This is a genomic window from Gemella sp. oral taxon 928 (assembly GCF_001553915.1).
Lineage (GTDB): Bacteria > Bacillota > Bacilli > Staphylococcales > Gemellaceae > Gemella > Gemella massiliensis.
The window spans coordinates 62297-81217 of sequence record NZ_CP014233.1 but is presented as its reverse complement, the minus strand read 5'-3'; the positions used below and the strand labels follow the sequence as shown (position 1 = coordinate 81217).

Annotated in this window: 26 protein-coding genes; 24 read left to right on the top strand and 2 right to left on the bottom strand. The window is 34.4% G+C overall.

The window, feature by feature from the left end:
• The first annotated feature begins 165 nt into the window (after positions 1 to 165).
• From AXE85_RS08350 to AXE85_RS00360, 3 genes are all read left to right on the top strand, one after another.
• A complete protein-coding gene (locus AXE85_RS08350; protein ID WP_062171867.1) occupies positions 166 to 5319 on the top strand; it encodes a MiiA motif-containing surface protein in 5154 nt (1717 codons plus the stop codon).
• A gap of 387 nt (positions 5320 to 5706) precedes the next feature.
• Positions 5707 to 6408: a peptidoglycan editing factor PgeF gene (gene pgeF, locus AXE85_RS00365; protein ID WP_062171864.1), complete on the top strand. Its 702-nt coding sequence runs from the start codon at positions 5707 to 5709 to the stop codon at positions 6406 to 6408.
• A gap of 14 nt (positions 6409 to 6422) precedes the next feature.
• Positions 6423 to 6950: a hypothetical protein gene (locus AXE85_RS00360; protein WP_062171861.1), complete on the top strand. Its 528-nt coding sequence runs from the start codon at positions 6423 to 6425 to the stop codon at positions 6948 to 6950.
• 78 nt (positions 6951 to 7028) lie between these two features.
• On the opposite strand, the gene AXE85_RS00355 is transcribed toward AXE85_RS00360, so the two are convergent.
• Positions 7029 to 7550 (bottom strand): hypothetical protein, encoded by a 522-nt coding sequence (locus tag AXE85_RS00355; RefSeq protein WP_062171857.1) that lies wholly within the window; start codon positions 7548 to 7550, stop codon positions 7029 to 7031.
• Between the two features lie 94 nt (positions 7551 to 7644).
• On the opposite strand from AXE85_RS00355, the gene AXE85_RS00350 reads away from it, so the two are divergent.
• The gene (locus AXE85_RS00350; protein ID WP_062171854.1) at positions 7645 to 8064 is read left to right on the top strand and encodes a hypothetical protein; all 420 of its coding nucleotides are present in this window, start codon (positions 7645 to 7647) and stop codon (positions 8062 to 8064) included.
• Between the two features lie 99 nt (positions 8065 to 8163).
• Here the strand turns inward: AXE85_RS00350 and AXE85_RS00345 are convergent, their stop codons facing one another.
• Positions 8164 to 9552 carry a rhodanese-like domain-containing protein gene (locus AXE85_RS00345; protein WP_062171851.1) on the bottom strand — a complete coding sequence of 463 codons (1389 nt, stop codon included), beginning with the start codon at positions 9550 to 9552 and terminating at the stop codon, positions 8164 to 8166.
• A 512-nt stretch (positions 9553 to 10064) separates the two neighbouring features.
• Here AXE85_RS00345 and rpsJ point away from each other — a divergent pair.
• The 20 genes from rpsJ to rpmD all read left to right on the top strand — a co-directional run bounded on the left by rpsJ (position 10065) and on the right by rpmD (position 18907).
• Positions 10065 to 10373, top strand: coding sequence for a 30S ribosomal protein S10 (rpsJ, locus tag AXE85_RS00340; RefSeq protein ID WP_003147624.1), 309 nt, complete (start codon positions 10065 to 10067; stop codon positions 10371 to 10373).
• Between the two features lie 18 nt (positions 10374 to 10391).
• Positions 10392 to 11054 (top strand): 50S ribosomal protein L3, encoded by a 663-nt coding sequence (rplC, locus tag AXE85_RS00335; RefSeq protein WP_021753555.1) that lies wholly within the window; start codon positions 10392 to 10394, stop codon positions 11052 to 11054.
• Positions 11055 to 11086: 32 nt separating this feature from the next.
• The gene (gene rplD / locus AXE85_RS00330) at positions 11087 to 11710 is read left to right on the top strand and encodes a 50S ribosomal protein L4 (protein WP_021753554.1); all 624 of its coding nucleotides are present in this window, start codon (positions 11087 to 11089) and stop codon (positions 11708 to 11710) included.
• The gene (gene rplW / locus AXE85_RS00325) at positions 11710 to 11991 is read left to right on the top strand and encodes a 50S ribosomal protein L23 (RefSeq protein WP_021753553.1); all 282 of its coding nucleotides are present in this window, start codon (positions 11710 to 11712) and stop codon (positions 11989 to 11991) included. The genes rplD and rplW overlap by 1 nt, the downstream gene beginning before the upstream one ends.
• A 39-nt stretch (positions 11992 to 12030) precedes the next feature.
• The gene (rplB, locus tag AXE85_RS00320; RefSeq protein ID WP_062171848.1) at positions 12031 to 12861 is read left to right on the top strand and encodes a 50S ribosomal protein L2; all 831 of its coding nucleotides are present in this window, start codon (positions 12031 to 12033) and stop codon (positions 12859 to 12861) included.
• A 90-nt stretch (positions 12862 to 12951) separates the two neighbouring features.
• Positions 12952 to 13230, top strand: coding sequence for a 30S ribosomal protein S19 (gene rpsS / locus AXE85_RS00315; protein WP_021753551.1), 279 nt, complete (start codon positions 12952 to 12954; stop codon positions 13228 to 13230).
• A gap of 37 nt (positions 13231 to 13267) precedes the next feature.
• Positions 13268 to 13603, top strand: coding sequence for a 50S ribosomal protein L22 (gene rplV, locus AXE85_RS00310; RefSeq protein ID WP_021753550.1), 336 nt, complete (start codon positions 13268 to 13270; stop codon positions 13601 to 13603).
• Between the two features lie 42 nt (positions 13604 to 13645).
• Entirely contained in the window at positions 13646 to 14299 is a 654-nt protein-coding gene (rpsC, locus tag AXE85_RS00305) for a 30S ribosomal protein S3 (RefSeq protein WP_021753549.1), read from the top strand.
• Positions 14300 to 14302: 3 nt separating this feature from the next.
• Complete coding sequence (rplP, locus tag AXE85_RS00300) at positions 14303 to 14728, top strand: 50S ribosomal protein L16 (RefSeq protein WP_021753548.1); 426 nt, start codon at positions 14303 to 14305, stop codon at positions 14726 to 14728.
• Positions 14728 to 14937, top strand: coding sequence for a 50S ribosomal protein L29 (gene rpmC / locus AXE85_RS00295; protein ID WP_003147630.1), 210 nt, complete (start codon positions 14728 to 14730; stop codon positions 14935 to 14937). The genes rplP and rpmC overlap by 1 nt, the downstream gene beginning before the upstream one ends.
• 14 nt (positions 14938 to 14951) lie before the next feature.
• Positions 14952 to 15215: a 30S ribosomal protein S17 gene (gene rpsQ, locus AXE85_RS00290; RefSeq protein ID WP_062171844.1), complete on the top strand. Its 264-nt coding sequence runs from the start codon at positions 14952 to 14954 to the stop codon at positions 15213 to 15215.
• A gap of 39 nt (positions 15216 to 15254) precedes the next feature.
• Positions 15255 to 15623, top strand: coding sequence for a 50S ribosomal protein L14 (gene rplN, locus AXE85_RS00285; RefSeq protein WP_021753546.1), 369 nt, complete (start codon positions 15255 to 15257; stop codon positions 15621 to 15623).
• Positions 15624 to 15659: 36 nt separating this feature from the next.
• The gene (gene rplX / locus AXE85_RS00280; RefSeq protein WP_021753545.1) at positions 15660 to 15965 is read left to right on the top strand and encodes a 50S ribosomal protein L24; all 306 of its coding nucleotides are present in this window, start codon (positions 15660 to 15662) and stop codon (positions 15963 to 15965) included.
• 32 nt (positions 15966 to 15997) lie between these two features.
• The gene (gene rplE / locus AXE85_RS00275; protein WP_062171841.1) at positions 15998 to 16537 is read left to right on the top strand and encodes a 50S ribosomal protein L5; all 540 of its coding nucleotides are present in this window, start codon (positions 15998 to 16000) and stop codon (positions 16535 to 16537) included.
• A gap of 20 nt (positions 16538 to 16557) precedes the next feature.
• On the top strand, positions 16558 to 16827 hold the full coding sequence (gene rpsN, locus AXE85_RS00270; protein WP_021753543.1) for a 30S ribosomal protein S14: 270 nt from the start codon (positions 16558 to 16560) through the stop codon (positions 16825 to 16827).
• Positions 16828 to 16856: 29 nt separating this feature from the next.
• Positions 16857 to 17252, top strand: coding sequence for a 30S ribosomal protein S8 (rpsH, locus tag AXE85_RS00265; protein ID WP_021753542.1), 396 nt, complete (start codon positions 16857 to 16859; stop codon positions 17250 to 17252).
• Positions 17253 to 17275: 23 nt separating this feature from the next.
• A complete protein-coding gene (gene rplF / locus AXE85_RS00260) occupies positions 17276 to 17812 on the top strand; it encodes a 50S ribosomal protein L6 (RefSeq protein ID WP_062171838.1) in 537 nt (178 codons plus the stop codon).
• Between the two features lie 27 nt (positions 17813 to 17839).
• Entirely contained in the window at positions 17840 to 18196 is a 357-nt protein-coding gene (gene rplR, locus AXE85_RS00255) for a 50S ribosomal protein L18 (protein WP_021753540.1), read from the top strand.
• Positions 18197 to 18217: 21 nt separating this feature from the next.
• Positions 18218 to 18715 (top strand): 30S ribosomal protein S5, encoded by a 498-nt coding sequence (gene rpsE / locus AXE85_RS00250; RefSeq protein ID WP_021753539.1) that lies wholly within the window; start codon positions 18218 to 18220, stop codon positions 18713 to 18715.
• A 15-nt stretch (positions 18716 to 18730) separates the two neighbouring features.
• Complete coding sequence (gene rpmD, locus AXE85_RS00245) at positions 18731 to 18907, top strand: 50S ribosomal protein L30 (RefSeq protein WP_021753538.1); 177 nt, start codon at positions 18731 to 18733, stop codon at positions 18905 to 18907.
• Positions 18908 to 18921: the final 14 nt, after the last annotated feature.

The following is an 18921-nucleotide window of genomic DNA, read 5'->3' as shown; positions in this document are numbered from 1 at the left end:
ACAATAAGGTTTTTGCTTGACAGATCAAATATATTAATAGTAGTATATACATATAGCGTAATTATGTATACTTAAAAAATAATAAATAATATGCAAAAATAAGAAATATATAGAACTATAAAATTGTGTGTTATAAAAGTGTTATAAATGTTAAGGAGGAATATTATGTTTAATAAAAAGAATGCTACACAAAAAAATTGGCGAATGGTCAAAAAGGGGAAAAATATCCTATTTAGCTGTTCGCTTGTTCTCACGTCCGGAGTAGGTGCTTTAGCAACTCAATCGTCTTCAGCAGCTTTGGCGAAGGATACAGCTAAGGTAGATACGGTTTCAGCCGAAACATCAACAAAGTCGTTAAGTTCTGAGAAGAAAGTAGAAAATGTAGGAGAGGGAAGTAGAAGTATTAAATCCGGAGAATCTAACGGGACAACTCATACCGGTAACAATGCAGGTGGTGTGAATTATCTTTTAAATGGACAAGTAACTCCCGCTCCAACTGTAAATACTACTTATTCTAACACATCAATAAATATTAAAATAGCAACAGTAGCCTCAACCGATAGAGAATTAACGGGGACAGGTAAGCCTGGAGCTACTATTAATGTTAAAATTAAGGGACATGTTGTTTATAATGCAAAAGTAGATAATTCAGGGAAATGGGTTGTTAAACTTACGCAAGGTTTAAATAATAATGCCGGAGATGGAGCTACCCTTACTGATAAAGATGGAATAACTGTTACACAAACGCTTAATGGTGTAGAAAGTACAGAAGTGAATGTATTTGTTTCTATCGGTCATTCAAATGTTGAAGCATCATCTTTATCAGCTGATAGCAAAAGTTTAATTGCCGGACAAAAGGAAGTTACTGTAAAAGTACCGCATGACGTTGGTATGGGTTATTTCCAATATAAAAATGATGCTAACGTAGATAGTCAACTTGGTTTTAAACGAGATTCTTTAAATTCGCCTTGGGTTTCTGTTGATGAGTCAAAAGGGAAAGTAAAATCATATAGCTCAGATGGTTTTTATGATACAGTTGTTCTCGAAATGAAACAAAAAATAAAAGAAGGTACTAATGGCGCATCTTCTACATCAAATGCCGTAGAAAACGGTTATTCGAATCTTGATGGCTGGAAGAAAATTAATGTTGTAAATGAAGCGCCGACTATTACTTCAAAAGTAACAGGAAATAAAAAAGAAGTTGTTAAAGGTACTTCTTTAGATTTAATGTCACTTATAACTGTTGCTGATAAAGAAGATAATGCAAATGCTACAATAGGAACACCTGTTCATGCAGAGGTGGTATCTGTTAATGGTGATGTAAATACAAAAACAGTTGATACAAACAAACTTGGAAGTTATAGTGTTGTTTATAAAGCGATTGACAGCCAAGGTAAGGCATCAACAGTTACAATTACAGTAGAAGTTAAGAAAACGCCTACTCCGCCCGTACCACAAGTAGCGGCAAATGATGACGGAAGTGTGGAAATTACTCCACAAGGAGATACTGATAAGGTAGAAATAAAATATACAGATGAAAATAACCAACCACGAACAATAACTGTTAAAAAAGGTTCAGATAATAAATGGAAAGTTGAAGGAACAACACCGACAGGAGTAACAGTTGACGAAGCAACCGGAAAAGTAACATTACCTAAAGAAGCGGTAAAAGACAATTCACAAGTAACAGCTGATGCAACAAAGGGAGACAGTGACAAAGCTACACAAACTGAAACAGCAAAAAGTAATAAAGAAACTATAGTACCGGAACTTCAAATACCTTATGATAACCCAACATTAAAAGAAATTTACGTATACGCTACTGAAGAAACAAATATTACACTAAAAGCCACAGACAACTCAGGGAAATTAGTTCAATTTGGTTTGAAATTACCGGTGAGCGGCTCTTGGGATGATCAAATGAATGGTAATAGCCAATATGCGTTATATCTAAAAGCTGATAAAATAACAACAGAAACAACTGCAACAGTAGCTAATCCGGCATCAATCACAGTAACAGGTAAGGTGCCTAAAGGGAAATACACTGCAGGTACAGGATTTACTCGCTTTTTATATGCAAAAGATGAAGCAGGGAATGAAACAACAAAAACATATGAAAATAAACCATCAGTAAATGGTTATATTCGTTTTATTGTAAAAGAACAAACAAGTAAATACGATGCCAAAGCACCGGCAACACCAATTCTTGTAACTGAACCGACAGCGGATATTACTAAAATCGAAGAAGCTGTAAAAAATGCCAATAGTACATTTAAAGATAAAATAGGTAGTGTAACACTATCTGTTGATGGTAGTAAAGTAATTGTAACTTATAATGACGGTAGTACAGATGAGTTAGATGCACAAAAAGTATTTGTAGTTAAACAAAAAACGCCACTTGCACCAAAAGTAGAAGCAAAAGATAATGGTGTTGTAGAGGTGACACCACAAGGTGATGCAGACAAAACAGAAGTAAAATATACAGATGAAAATGGAGCATCACAAACAGTAATCGTTAAAAAAGGTGCTGACGGAAAATGGAAAGCAGAAGGAACAACGCCGGCAGGAGTAACAGTTGACGAAACAACCGGAAAAGTAACATTATCGGCAAATGTGGTGAAAGATAATACAGAAGTAAGTGCAACAGCAACAAACGGTAACAGTGACCCATCAGAAGTGGCTAAAGCCCAAGCTAAAAAACCGGTAGAAGCACCAAAAGAAGTAAAAATAAAAGAATTTAAACATGGTGACACAAGCGTAACAATTACACCTGAAGACAAACCGGACTTAATTTTCTTAGGTGTAAAAGGAAAAGAAGCTAAACTGGAAAAACAAGCAGACGGAAAATACAAAGTAGTATCAAATCAAGCAAATGTGACGGTAGAAGAACAAGCAGACGGAAGTATTAAATTAACATTACCGACCGGAGAAACATTTGCAGCAGGCGACAGAGTTGTAACAAGAGCGGAAAATAAAGATAATACAATGCCGAAAGGAACAAGACCGTCACAAGAAGTAAGTGGCTATGCTGGCTTAAATCCTATAACAACTAAAGTACCTGTTAAAAATCCAAGTAGTTTGACGGACGAAGAAAAAGCCAAAGTAAAAGAAGAAGTTAAAAAAGCAAATCCGGGAATAGAAGAAGCTGATATAGAAGTGGAAGCTAACGGAGATGTAACATATAACCATAAAGGAGCGGGTTCAGACGCAAAACAACCGCTTAAATTAACCAATACGGTAAAACCTGCAGATGCAAATAACGTTAAAGATCCTGAAACAAAAACACCTGTAAAAGATGCAAGCAACTTAACAGATGAGGAAAAAGCAAAAGTCGAAGAAGCAGTTAAGAAAGCGAACCCTACAGCAACAAAAGTAGAGGTAGGACAAGACGGAACAACAACAGTAACATTCCCAGACGGAAGTACGACAACAATAACTCCTGATAAAACAGTTAAGTCAGCAGATGCAAATAACGTTAAAGATCCTGAGGTAACACCTGTAAAAGATCCAAGTAACTTAACAGACGAAGAAAAAGTAAAAGTCGAAGAAGCAGTTAAGAAAGCGAACCCTACAGCAACAAAAGTAGAAGTAGGACAAGATGGAACAACAACAGTAACATTCCCAGACGGTTCAACAGCAACAATAACTCCTGACAAAACAATAAAATCAGCGGACGCAAACGGAGTAAAAGATCCTGAAACAAAAACACCTGTAAAAGATCCAAGTAACTTAACAGACGAAGAAAAAGCAAAAGTAAAAGACGAAGTTAAGAAAGCGAACCCTACAGCAACAAAAGTAGAAGTAGGACAAGACGGAACAACAACAGTAACATTCCCAGACGGAAGTACAGCAACAATAACTCCTGATAAAACAATTAAGTCAGCAGATGCAAATGGAGTAAAAGATCCTGAAGCAAAAACACCTGTAAAAGATCCAAGCAACTTAACAGATGAGGAAAAAGCAAAAGTCGAAGAAGCAGTTAAGAAAGCAAATCCTACAGCGACAAAAGTAGAAGTAGGAAAAGATGGAACAACAACGGTAACATTCCCAGACGGAAGTACAGCAACAATAACTCCTGACAAAACAATAAAATCAGCGGACGCAAATGGAGTAAAAGATCCTGAAGCAAAAACACCTGTAAAAGATCCAAGCAACTTAACAGATGAGGAAAAAGCAAAAGTCGAAGAAGCAGTTAAGAAAGCAAATCCTACAGCGACAAAAGTAGAAGTAGGAAAAGATGGAACAACAACGGTAACATTCCCAGACGGAAGTACAGCAACAATAACTCCTGACAAAACAATAAAATCAGCGGACGCAAACGGAGTAAAAGATCCTGAAACAAAAACACCTGTAAAAGATCCAAGTAACTTAACAGACGAAGAAAAAGCAAAAGTAAAAGACGAAGTTAAGAAAGCGAACCCTACAGCAACAAAAGTAGAAGTAGGACAAGACGGAACAACAACAGTAACATTCCCAGACGGAAGTACAGCAACAATAACTCCTGATAAAACAGTTAAGTCAGCAGATGCAAATAACGTTAAAGATCCTGAGGTAACACCTGTAAAAGATGCAAGCAACTTAACAGATGAAGAAAAAGCAAAAGTAAAAGACGAAGTTAAGAAAGCGAACCCTACAGCAACAAAAGTAGAAGTAGGACAAGATGGAACAACAACAGTAACATTCCCAGACGGTTCAACAGCAACAATAACTCCTGACAAAACAATAAAATCAGCGGACGCAAACGGAGTAAAAGATCCTGAAGCAAAAACACCTGTAAAAGATCCAAGTAACTTAACAGACGAAGAAAAAGTAAAAGTCGAAGAAGCAGTTAAGAAAGCGAACCCTACAGCAACAAAAGTAGAAGTAGGACAAGATGGAACAACAACAGTAACATTCCCAGACGGTTCAACAGCAACAATAACTCCTGACAAAACAATAAAATCAGCGGACGCAAATGGAGTAAAAGATCCTGAGGTAACCCCTGTAAAAGATCCAAGTAACTTAACAGACGAAGAAAAAGCAAAAGTCGAAGAAGCAGTTAAGAAAGCAAATCCTACAGCAACAAAAGTAGAAGTAGGACAAGACGGAACAACAACAGTAACATTCCCAGACGGAAGTACAGCAACAATACCCGGTAAAAAATTAGTTAAACAACTACAAGGTAATAACGAGAATGCAGGATTAAGAAATGACGGAAGTGGATTAAAAGGATATTTAGCATCAACAGGATTAGAAAGTCAAGCAACATTAGGGGGTTACGGCTTGGCAGGTTTAGCATTATTAGCGTTAGTATTTAAACGTAAAAAAAATAATAAATAAACCCGTAAAAAAATAATTATCATTGAGCATATCCGGTAGGAACAGCTACTTAATAGATAATCAATTCTTTTAAAAATTGAATATTTTTGAAAAATCTCAAGTAATAAATTATTGCTTGGGATTTTCCTTATTCTCCGTTATTTTTGTATTTAGATAATTAAAATTAATAAAAATTTATTTTTCTACAAGGTATTATTAATTAGAAAAAATAAAAAACTGTTTTTTAAAGTGCATAAAAGGTATATTTTAAATAAATAATTAACTATGTTATAATTATTAATAACAAGGGAAAAGTGAAAATAAAGATATTACAAAAGTTACTTTATTTAGGCAATAAGTAAGGATACTTTTCAATAATATAAAAAGTTATTAATAAAGGAGAAGTCAATGAAAGAGAACAGTAACGCTTTTATATTTAATGATGATAATATAAAAGTAATTTTTACTAAACGACAAATTGATTCTAAAAATATAAATGATATGGAAAAAATATCGACTGAATATAATTTTGATTTTGAAAATTTAGCATTTAATACTCAAGTTCACGGAGCAAATGTAAGAAAAATAGAAAGAAAAGAAGATTTAAAAAATAACGGTTTGGAAGCAGACGGTTTAATAACAAATTCGGTAAAAATTCCACTTTTAATTTTCACCGCTGATTGTGTGCCGTTAGTTTTTTATGATAAAATAAGAAATGTTGTCGCTTTAGCTCATGCAGGGTGGCGTGGAACGTATAGTAATATTTCTCAGGAAATAATTCGTTCTATGGTTCAAGATTATAATTGTGATAAAAAAGATATAAAAGTTATTGTAGGACCTTCAATATCAATAGAAAACTATGAAGTATCAAAAGAATTGGTAGATAAGTTTAGTAGCTTAAATGTAGCGGATTATTATATAGAAAAAAACGGTAAGTATTATTTGGATTTGTGGCAGATAAATAAAGAATTGTTAGTAAAAAGTGGAGTATTGGAGAAAAATATTATTTTTTCTAATTTATGCACGGTAAAAAACAACGATAAATTTTTCTCTTATAGAAAAGATAAGGAAACATCGAAAAGAATAGGAACATTAATTCAAATAGACTAGCTAAAGGAGTTAATATGGAAAAAAATATACGTTTAGTTGAGCAGATATCAACTTTTAAAAGATTACCAAAAAGTGATAACAGATGGCGGATAGCATTTTATTATATTGCTAAAGAACTGTGGGAACTTGAAGAAATTTTTGTTGTTTTTGATAAAGAGTTATATAAAAAAGGTTTAAAAATTCCCGTTTTTAGGGAATATAACGAGGCGGAAGGTTTTCAATTATTTTCAAATTATTCCAAAGCGTGTAATTTTGTTCAAAAAAATAAAAATTTATTTGAAATTGATGGGAAAAAATTAATTGGAAGAATTCGTCAAGGTGCTTTCAGAGAAGTTTTTGTTCCTTTTTTCTCAGAACAAAAGTTTAATTATATTCTAAATGAAGATGAGAGTTTATTTATTGATACTTTTACACGACTTCTTGCAGTTATGGAAGCAGATGAAAATTACATTGTTGATGAAGAACAAGAAACGATGTTAAATGCCGGAAATATTCAGCAATTTTTTGCGGATATTTGTAATAAATATATTGTTTTAGTATAAAGTTGTATCCTAATAGAATTAACAATAAAATGTAAAATGTCCTCAAAACTCAGATGAAGTTTGAGGACGGATATATTTTTACTTCTGCTTTAAATAATTTACAGTATATGCAATAATAACAAGGAAAATTATAATATAAACGGTGTAATTTGTATAAGATGTGTTTTTAAGTACATTTACTAAAAAACTTTGGATTGTTATGGGTGCACTTACCGCCAGAATAAAACCAAGAACTTTATCTTTATAGGTTAGAAGAACTAAACTTATAAAAATAAATAATGTCATTATAAAAAATGTAATTCTCGGTATTTCCACAAAAAAGTTTTTGGGATTGGGTAACGGATTATAGTAAAAAAAGATAATTCCAAGTAATACTAATATAAGTGTAATACCGTTACGCTCTTTTTCGTTTGTTTTTAGGATATCTTTAATTAAAAATAAATAACCTGCAACAAGCCAAAGGATAAATGTTAAAAGCGTTAAGCCGAAATTAGCAATATTTAGCTGTTTGGTTAAATCAAAATTCAGATTAAATGTATATAAAAAGAAGAAAGTCAGCACGAGAATGCTTAGTGCGGTGAAGTAACGTTTGATGTTCATAGTTCCTCCGTTTTTGTTGTAATTGACCAATAATTTTTTATAATCTATAATAGAGATTATATCATTAAAAAAACTTAAAAACAAGGAGAACTGGATGTTAAGAAAAATTCATTTTAAGAAATTTTATATTTTTATAGCGGTACTGGAGATAATTTTAATAGTAGCTTTAATTGGCTGGAATTATTTTAAAGATCGTAAAATGGGTATGGTACGCCATATTATGCACAAAAATATTTATAAATTTCCAAAGGTATTAACGGAAAATAATATAAAACTTATGTTGGGTGTATTAATTTTATTTGTTATTATTCAGGTTATTTTAGTTATAGTTTATAAAAAATTTATTTTTTCATTGGTAATTAACATTATTTTAGTCATCGGTTCAGCGTACTATATTTTAACAAACAATGTAGACAGTGAGTTTATCTATTACTATATTGTCATATTTTGCGGGGGATTAAATACTCTTCGTTTTCTTCAATTTTTAACTTTAGATTTAAAAAAAGAAATATAAACTTTATTCGGTAAGGTTTTAAAATAGCAAAAAAGAGAGTGACTTAAAAATCGTGATTTTTTAAAACAAGATTTTATGAGTTACTCTCTTTATTTTTAATTATTTATAATCATTTTTAGCATCAGGTTTTTGCCCTTTGTCTTTATTAATATCTACAGGTAATGAGCCGTCAAGTTGCCAATCGTTCCAACCTCCATCGTAGAAGTAAGTGTTAGCACGTCCGGTAAGTTGAGTCATAAACCATGGTACAGCATTACGCCAACCGGTACCGCAGTATAGGGCAATTTTATCTGTTTCGCTGATACCTTGACCTTTCCATAAATTATAAATTTCTTGCGGATTACGAAGTGTGCCGTCCGGATCGTAATAGTCGCTTAAGTCGGCTTTGTTTTCTCCTGCAAAACCGAAAATTGCTCCTTGAGGTTCACCTGCTTTATCAATATAATCATAACCGCTGGTTTTTCCTAAGTATTCATCCCATGAGCGAATACTTACTAATTTAATTCCTTCATCTTTAACTTTTTGTGCCATTTCTTTAGCACGAGATATATTGTATTCCGGGTGAGCTGGTATTTTTGTACCGAAGTCTGTTTCTTCTTTAGGTGTATTAACGTTAGTTTCCGTTTCAAAGCCTGCATTTTTCCACGCTTTTAGTCCACCGTTCATTATGCGGACATCTTTTACTCCTGCCCATTTCAACGCCCAGTTTACACGAAATGCCGCTGAGGCATCATCTGAATATAAAATAACTGTTTTATCGGCAGTAATACCTTGTTTTAATAAATTTTTCTTAATTTCATCAGCCGAACGTAGGTTCCATACCGGACCATCTTCTACCCAGTCTGTGTTAAAGTGATAAGCACCTTTAATATGTTCTTTATAAGCTACTGCTTTATCTCCCTCACCCCAAGAAACTTCGAAAATGCTATATTTATCATTGGTATAGGTTTCAGGTTTTTTATTATCTTGAACGTCTTTAACCCATTTAGGAGAAACTAAGTTTTGATATTCGGGATAACTAACTAATTTTTCTTTATTAGCATCATTATCTGCAAATTTTTTATAATCTTCAAATTTATAAACTTCATAACCTAAGTTTGCAAATTTATCAGCAACTTTATTTAGGTTATCTTTATTAGTATCATAAACGACAACTTTTTTATTTTTATCAATACCTTTATCGCTAATAAATTTATCTTCTTTATCTTTATTAACATTACCTATAAATGTTGCTGAATATTGAATAGAGTTTTTTAAGTGACCTCCGTTTTTAATATCATCGGTTTTAAATCCGTTGTAACTTTCGTCACTGCGTGTATCAATAAATTGATAATCAGAGTTTCCTATATTTTTTGTGAAATCTTCTAAAGAAATAGATTTAATTTCCTTTTTTTGAGTTTGTGAAGAAGAGTTGTTCTTAGTAGAACATCCGCTAAGCATCAAACCTGCTGCTAAGAAAACTACTCCTGTTTTTTTAAAATCAATCATTATATTATTTGTGACAACCTGCCGCTTTCCTCCTTATATTTGTCCAATATAATTATATACCATAATGTATTTTGTGTAAACAGTAATTTTTTTGTATTAGTACAATTACTTTAGAAAAGTTAATTAATATTTGGAAAAGGTATGCTATAATTGACAAAGCAAAATAGTATATAGATATTTTAATCAAAACTATGACTTTAAAAAATGTTTGGCTTATATTTTGAGCAAATTCAATCTAATTTATAATTATTTTTTCCATATAAATGCAAAATATTTAACTTAAAAATTTGAGAAAACATATTCATGACTTTTTATTTATATTTTTTTGATAAAACACTTGTAATGTAGCGGAATATCATGTATAATAGTGAATGTCGGTCTGAAGAGGACTTGCGTTGAAGCGAAAGGTTACTGACACGCCCGGTCGCTTTGCCATGGCATGGCGTGCTGGAGAACTTTCGTGGAGAAGTTGCTACTCGATAGCAGCGAATAAATGTATAGGAGGAGAAATGATGGCAAAACAAAAAATTCGTATTCGTTTAAAAGGATATGATCACAGATTAGTTGATCAAAGTGCAGAAAAAATTGTTGAAACTGCAAAACGTTCTGGTGCTAAAGTATCTGGGCCAATCCCGTTACCAACAGAAAAAGCGGTATATACAATTTTACGTTCAGTTCACATTTATAAAGATAGCCGTGAACAATTTGAACAACGTACACACAAACGCCTAATCGATATTATTGAACCAACACAAAAAACAGTTGATGCTTTAATCAGCTTAAACTTACCATCAGGTGTTGACATCGAATTAAAATTATAATATAGGAGGTGACTTTCGATGACCAAAGGTATCTTAGGAAGAAAAGTAGGTATGACGCAAATCTTCGCTGAAAATGGGGAATTAATTCCGGTAACAGTAGTTGAGGCGAAAGGGAATGTCGTTCTACAAAAGAAAACAGAAGAAGTTGAAGGATACAATGCAATCCAATTAGGATTCGACGATAAACGTCCTTACGATAAAGAACGTAAAGATCGTTTAGTAAAAGTTGCGAATAAACCTGAACAAGGTCACGCAGATAAAGCGAACACTGCACCAAAACGATTCATTAGAGAAATCAGAGATGTAGAAGTTGCTAGTTATGAAGTAGGTCAAGAAGTCCAAGTTGATATTTTTGCAGCAGGGGACTTAGTTGACGTAACAGGAGTAAGTAAAGGTAAAGGATTCCAAGGGGCAATCAAACGCCACGGGCAAAGTCGTGGACCGATGGCTCACGGTTCTCGTTACCACCGTCGTCCTGGATCAATGGGACCTGTAGCACCTAACCGTGTATTTAAAGGTAAAGCACTGCCGGGGCAAATGGGTGGAGTTACAGTTACAACTCAAAACTTAGAAATAGTAAGCGTAGATGTAGAAAATGGATTAATCTTAATTAAAGGTTGTATTCCGGGTTCTAAAAAAAGCTTCGTAAAAATCCAATCAGCAGTTAAATCTGGTAAATAATCAGAAAATATACGGAAGGAGGAAATTAGAAAATGCCACAATTAGATTTATTTAAACAAGACGGTACTAAAGTCGGTGCAGTAGAAGCTAATGACGCAGTATTCGGAATTGAACCTAATCAACACGTTTTATTCCAAGCGGTAACATTACAACGTGCATCACTTCGTCAAGGTACACACAAAACAAAAGGACGTTCTGAAGTTTCAGGTGGTGGTCGCAAACCATGGCGTCAAAAAGGAACAGGTCGTGCTCGTCAAGGATCTATCCGTTCACCACAATGGCGTGGAGGTGGTACAGTATTTGGACCTACACCACGTAGTTACAGCTTCAAAATGCCTAAAAAAATGCGTCGTTTAGCATTGCGTTCTGCTTTATCTTCTAAAGTAGCGGCTAACGAAGTGTTTGCATTGGAAACATTAGCATTTGATACAATTAAAACTAAAAACTTTAAAACAATGTTGACAAACTTAAACCTGGATAAAAAAGTATTGTTCGTAGTTTCAGAATTTGAAGAAAATACAGTATTATCAGGAAGAAATATTCCGGGGGTTGAATTCGTAGAAACAACCGGTCTTAATGTATTAGACATCTTAGGAAGTAATAAAGTAGTCTTCACTAAAGATGCACTAGAAAAAGTTGGGGAGGTATTAGCATAATGGATGCACGCGATATTATCAAACGCCCAGTATTAACTGAAAAAAGTTATTTATTAATGCAAGAAAATAAATACACTTTCCTAGTAGACACACGTGCTCACAAAACTCAAATTAAACAAGCTATCGAAGAAATCTTCGGTGTTAAAGTTGAGAAAGTAAACGTAATGAACTACAAACCGAAATTCCGTCGTGTCGGAAGATACGGTGGGTACACTAACAAAAGAAGAAAAGCTATCGTTAAGTTAGCTAAAGGACAAACAATCGAAGGATTATTCGCATAAGAATAAATTCCATATACCACTAAGGAGGAACAATGACAAATGGCTATTAAAGTATATAAAGCTATTACTAATGGGCGTCGTAATATGACATCATTAGATTTTGCAGAAATTACAACAAGCAAACCAGAAAAGTCATTATTAGCACCGCTACCGAAAAAAGCGGGAAGAAATAACCAAGGTAAAATTACTGTGCGTCACCACGGAGGCGGTCACAAAAAACAATACCGTATTATTGACTTCAAGAGAAATAAAGACAACGTACCGGCAAAAGTTGCCACAATTGAGTACGATCCAAACCGTTCAGCGAATATCGCTTTACTACACTACGCAGATGGTGAAAAACGTTACATCATCGCTCCCAAAGAATTACAAGTAGGACAAGTAGTAATATCAGGGGTTGAAGCTGACATCAAAATAGGTAATACATTACCGTTATCAAATATCCCGGTAGGGACATTAATTCACAATATTGAACTTAAACCCGGTAAAGGTGGACAATTAGTACGTTCAGCCGGAGCAAGTGCTCAAGTGCTTGGTAAAGAAGGTAAATACGTATTAGTGCGTCTTAAATCAGGGGAAGTAAGAATGATCTTAGCAACTTGCCGTGCTACAATCGGAGAAGTTGGTAATGAACAACATGGATTGGTAAATATCGGTAAAGCCGGTAGAACTCGTTGGTTAGGTAAAAGACCTACTGTACGTGGATCTGTTATGAACCCGAACGATCACCCACACGGTGGTGGTGAAGGACGTACTTCAATCGGACGTAAATCACCTATGTCACCATGGGGTAAACCTACACTTGGTAAGAAAACACGTTCTAAAAAAGCTCATTCAAACAAATTTATCGTACGTGCTAGAACTAAATAATAAAGCATATAGAAGGTTAGGTGGTGAGGAGCAAAAGCTCTTTACCAAAAACCTAATGATAACACAAAGTATCAGAAAGGAGATAACACAATGGCTCGTAGTTTAAAAAAAGGACCATTCGCTGATCACCACTTATTGGCAAAAGTTGAAAAAATGAACGGACAAGAGAAAAAACAAGTAATTAAAACTTGGTCACGTCGTTCAACAATTTTCCCATCATTTATCGGAATTACTTTTGCAGTATATGACGGAAGAAAACACGTTCCTGTTTACGTGACTGAAGACATGGTAGGGCACAAACTTGGTGAATTTGCACCAACAAGAACTTACAAAGGTCACGCAGCAGATGACAGAAAAACAAGAAGATAATTTATAGAAATTTTTAATAACACAAGGAGGCACATTCATGGAGTCAAAAGCAATCGCTAAGACAGTCCGCATCGCTCCACGTAAAGTAAGATTGGTATTAGACCTAGTACGTGGTAAAAAAGTGGGCGAAGCATTAGGAATTTTAGAATTCACAACTAAAGCAGCTTCACTACCAGTAGCTAAAGTAATTAAATCAGCTGCTGCAAACGCTGAACATAACTATGGAATGAATGTAGAAGACTTAGTAGTATCTCAAGCATTTGCAAACGAAGGACCGACACTTAAACGTTTCCGTCCAAGAGCAAAAGGTGCTGCAAGTTCAATCAATAAAAGAACAAGTCACATTACTATCGTATTAAGTGACAATAAATAATTAAAATTAATAAGCTAAACTAGTAAAAGGAGGCTACAAACTGTGGGTCAAAAAGTACATCCAATAGGCTTACGTGTCGGAGTAATTCGTGATTGGGATTCAAAATGGTATGCAGAAAAAGATTTTGCTACTAACTTACACGAAGACTTTAAAGTTCGTGAGTTCATCAGTAAAAAATTAAAAGATGCTTCAGTTTCTAAAGTTGAAATTGAAAGATTTGATAAGAAAGTAAATATTTCAGTACACACCGGTAAACCGGGTATGGTAATTGGTAAAGGTGGATCTGAAATTGACAAATTAAGATTAGAATTAAATAAACTAACAGGCAAAAGAGTACACATTAATGTAGTTGAAATCAAAAAAGTTGATATCGATGCAAAATTAGTAGCTGAAAATATTGCCCGTCAATTAGAAGCACGTGTGTCATTCCGTCGTGCTCAAAAACAAGCTATCCAAAGAGCTATGAGAGCAGGAGCAAAAGGAATTAAAACTCAAGTATCAGGTCGTCTTGGTGGAGCTGATATCGCTCGTGCAGAACACTATTCAGAAGGGTCAGTGCCACTACACACATTAAGAGCGGATATTGATTATGCTCATGAAGAAGCAGATACAACTTATGGTAAACTTGGGGTTAAAGTTTGGATTAACCGTGGTGAAGTATTACCAGCTAAAAAATCTGAAAAAGGAGGTAACTAATTTATGTTAATGCCTAAACGTGTTAAATATCGTCGTCAACATAGACAATCAACAAAAGGTAAATCTAAAGGCGGAAATGTAGTAGACTTTGGTGAATTTGGTTTACAAGCAACTACTGCATCACGAGTTACTTCTCGCCAAATTGAATCAGCACGTATTGCGATGACTCGTTATATGAAACGTGGTGGTAAAGTATGGATTAAAATCTTCCCTCATATGCCTTATACTAAAAAACCTTTAGAAGTTCGTATGGGATCTGGTAAAGGTGCAGTAGAAGGATGGGTTGCAATAGTTAAACCAGGTAGAGTGATGTTTGAAGTTGCTGGAGTAAGTGAAGAAGTTGCACGTGAAGCTCTAAGACTTGCATCTCATAAGTTACCTGTTAAATGTAAATTTGTAAAACGTGAAGAAACAGGTGGTGAAGCATAATGAAAACAAATGAATTCAAATCTATGATTAGAGAATTAACTTCACAAGAGTTAGAAGCAAAAATCAAAGAATTAAAAGAAGAGCTTTTCAACTTACGCTTCCAATTGGCAACAGGTCAATTAGAAAATACAGCTCGTATTAGTCAAGTTAGAAAATCAATCGCTCGTATGAAAACTGTTATTCGCGAAAGAGAATTAGCGAATAAATAATATAGGAGGCAAACATGACTGAGAGAAACGATAGAAAAGTTTACGTTGGAAAAGTAGTTTCTGATAAAATGGATAAAACTATTACTGTTTTAGTAGAAACATACAAAAAACATCCTTTATACGGTAAACGTGTAAAATATTCTAAAAAATTTAAAGCACATGATGAAAATAATGTAGCAAAATTAAACGATATTGTTAAAATAATGGAAACTCGTCCATTATCTGCAACTAAACACTTCCGTTTGGTAGAAGTAGTAGAAGAAGCAGTTATTATTTAAGAAAACTAGGATAAACCCTAAGAAGGAGGCAAAAAGCGCATGATTCAACAAGAAACACGCTTAAAAGTGGCTGATAACTCAGGAGCTAAAGAAGTTTTAACAATCAAAGTTCTAGGTGGTTCAGGGCGTAAAGTTGCTAACATCGGTGACGTAATTGTATGTTCTGTTAAGAAAGCAACACCAGGTGGAGTTGTTAAAAAAGGTGATGTAGTTAAAGCTGTAATCGTTCGTACAAAAACAGGAGCTCGTCGTAATGACGGTTCATATATTAAATTTGATGAAAATGCTTGTGTAATTATCCGTGATGATAAGAGCCCACGTGGTACACGTATTTTCGGACCAGTTGCACGTGAGTTAAGAGACGGTAACTACATGAAAATCGTATCACTAGCTCCAGAAGTATTATAATAATACAAGTACAATAAAGAAGGAGGCTAGCAAGAAATGTTCATTAAAAAAGGTGATAAAGTTGTAGTTATTACTGGTAAAGACAAAGGTAAAGTCGGTACGGTAATTGAAGCACAACCTAAAAAAGATCGTGTAGTTGTTGAAGGTGTTAACATTATCAAAAAACACGTTAAAAATTCTCAAGACGCTCCACAAGGTGGAATCGTTGAAAAAGAAGCGGCAATTCACGTATCAAACGTAATGTTACAAGACCCTGAAACAGGTAAACCGACACGTGTAGGTTTTGAAACTAGAGATGGTAAAAAAGTTCGTATCTCTAAAAAATCAGGAAAAGAAATATAATTAATAGTTGAAGAAAGGAGGCACTATTTTAGATGGCTCGTTTAGAAGAAAAATTTAAAACTGAGATAACAAAAGAATTAATGACAAAATTTGAGTACAAAAGTGTAATGCAAGTACCCAAAATTGAGAAAATAGTAATTAACATGGGTGTGGGAGATGCAGTTCAAAACTCTAAAGCCCTAGATAACGCAGTAGCTGAATTAGCTTTGATTTCTGGTCAAAAACCGTTGATAACAAGAGCTAAAAAATCAATCGCTACTTATAGATTGCGTGAAGGTATGCCGATCGGAGCAAAAGTTACTTTACGTGGAGAAAGAATGTATGAATTCTTTGATAAATTAGTAACAGTTGCACTTCCACGTGTACGTGATTTCCACGGTATTCCTAAAAAAGCATTTGACGGTCGTGGTAATTACACACTAGGAATAAAAGAACAATTAATTTTCCCAGAGATTGATTACGATAAAGTAAGTAAAGTACGTGGTATGGACATCGTAGTAGTAACAACAGCAAACACAGATGAGGAAGCTCGTGAGTTACTAACACTTTGTGGTATGCCGTTTGCAAAATAAGAAAGGTGAGGTAGTAATACATGGCTAAAAAAGCAATGGTAGAACGTGAACTTAAACGCCAAAAATTAGTTGATAAATATGCAGCTAAAAGAGCGGAACTTAAAGCTAAAGGTGATTACATCGGACTTAGCAAACTTCCTAAAAACTCAGCACCGGCTAGACTGCACAATCGTTGCAGCATAACTGGACGTCCTCATGGATACATTGGAAAATTCGGTATCAGCCGTATTAAATTCCGTGAATTAGCTTACAAAGGACAAATTCCCGGAGTTAAAAAATCAAGTTGGTAATATAGTAGAAGAAAGGAGGATTTATCCTAATGACAATGACAGATCCTATCGCAGATATGCTAACACGTATTCGTAATGCTAATATGGTAAAACACGAAACATTAGAAGTACCTGCGTCAAACATTAAAAAGCAAATTGCAGAAATATTAAAAGAAGAAGGGTTTATCAAAGATGTAGAGTACATCGAAGATAACAAACAAGGAATTATTAAAATTTCTCTTAAATACGCTAAAGGCGAAAGAGTAATTAAAGGAATTAAAAGAATTTCAAAACCTGGTCTACGTGTTTATGCTAAAGCAAATGAATTGCCAAAAGTATTAAACGGATTAGGGATTGCAATCGTATCAACTTCAAATGGAGTTGTAACTGATAAAGTTGCACGTAAAAACAATACAGGTGGAGAAGTATTAGCTTACATCTGGTAATATTATAAGGAGGTGCCAATTAAATGTCACGTATAGGTAATAAAGTTATTACAATACCTGCAGGGGTTGAAGTTAACATCGCTGATAACTTCGCAACAGTAAAAGGACCTAAAGGTGAATTAAAACAACAATTTGACAAAGAAATTACTTTCAACATTGAAGGAAGTGAAATTACAGTAGTACGTCCATCTGATTCAAAACGTCACCGTACAATTCACGGTACAACACGTGCTATCTTAGCAAATATGGTAGAAGGTGTGTCAACAGGATTTAAAAAAGAACTTGAATTAATCGGGGTTGGGTATCGTGCTCAAATGCAAGGTAAAAAATTAGTGCTAAGCGTCGGTTATTCACATCCGGTTGAATTTGAAGAAATTGATGGAATCAAATTAGGTGTTGAAGGAAACACTAAAGTTAGTATCGAAGGTATTAACAAAGAAGTAGTAGGACAATATGCAGCAAAAGTTCGTGCAGTACGTCCGCCAGAACCTTATAAAGGTAAAGGTATTCGCTATGTTGGTGAATATGTACGTCGTAAAGAAGGAAAAACTGGTAAATAATAGATAACAGAAAGGAGTGTTTCAAATATGATTACGAAACTTGACAAAAATAAAGTTCGTAAAAAAAGACACGCAAGAGTACGTGTTAAAGTTCAAGGGACTACTGAAGTACCACGTTTAAACGTTTATCGTTCAAATACAAATATTTATGCACAAATTATTGATGACACTAAAGGTGTTACACTAGCTCAAGCATCTTCATTAAAACTTGAAAATGTATCAAAATCAAGTGTTGAAGCAGCTAAAGAAGTTGGAAAACTAATCGCAGAAGTAGCAAAACAAAATGGAATTACAAAAGTTGTTTTCGACCGTGGAGGATATTTATATCACGGACGTGTTAAAGCATTAGCTGAAGCAGCACGTGAAAACGGACTTGTATTCTAATAAAGGAGGGAAATATACAAGATGCGTCAAGAAGAAATCAAAAAAGAATTTGAAGAACGCGTAGTTGCCGTTCGTCGTGTAGCTAAAGTTGTTAAAGGTGGACGTCGTTTTCGTTTCTCTGCTTTAGTAGTAGTAGGTGACAAGAATGGTCGTGTAGGATTCGGTACCGGTAAAGCTCAAGAAGTACCGGATGCAATCAAAAAAGCGGTAGAAGCTGCAAAACATAATTTAATTACCGTACCGGTAGTTAACGGAACTATTCCGCACGAAATTATCGGACAGTTCGGTGCAGGTTCAGTATTAATTAAACCGGCAGCTCCCGGTACAGGGGTTATCGCAGGTGGACCGGTGCGTGCCGTATTAGAATTATCAGGTATTTCAAATATCTTATCTAAATCTTTAGGTTCTAATACTCCGATTAACATGGTACGTGCAACAGTTGATGGCTTAACAAGATTACAAACAGTAGAACACGTTGCAAATTTACGTGGTAAATCTGTAGAAGAATTATTAGGATAAGAGGAGGGATAGAACATGACATTAAAAGTAACCCTAACTCGTAGTATAATTGGTCGTCCGAAGAATCAAAAAAAAGTTGTAGAAGCTCTAGGTCTAAAAAAAATGCACCAAACAGTAGAACATAAAGACAACGCTGCGATTCGCGGTATGATTAATAAAGTTTCACACTTAGTAACAGTAGAAGAAAAATAATTATTAATACAAGG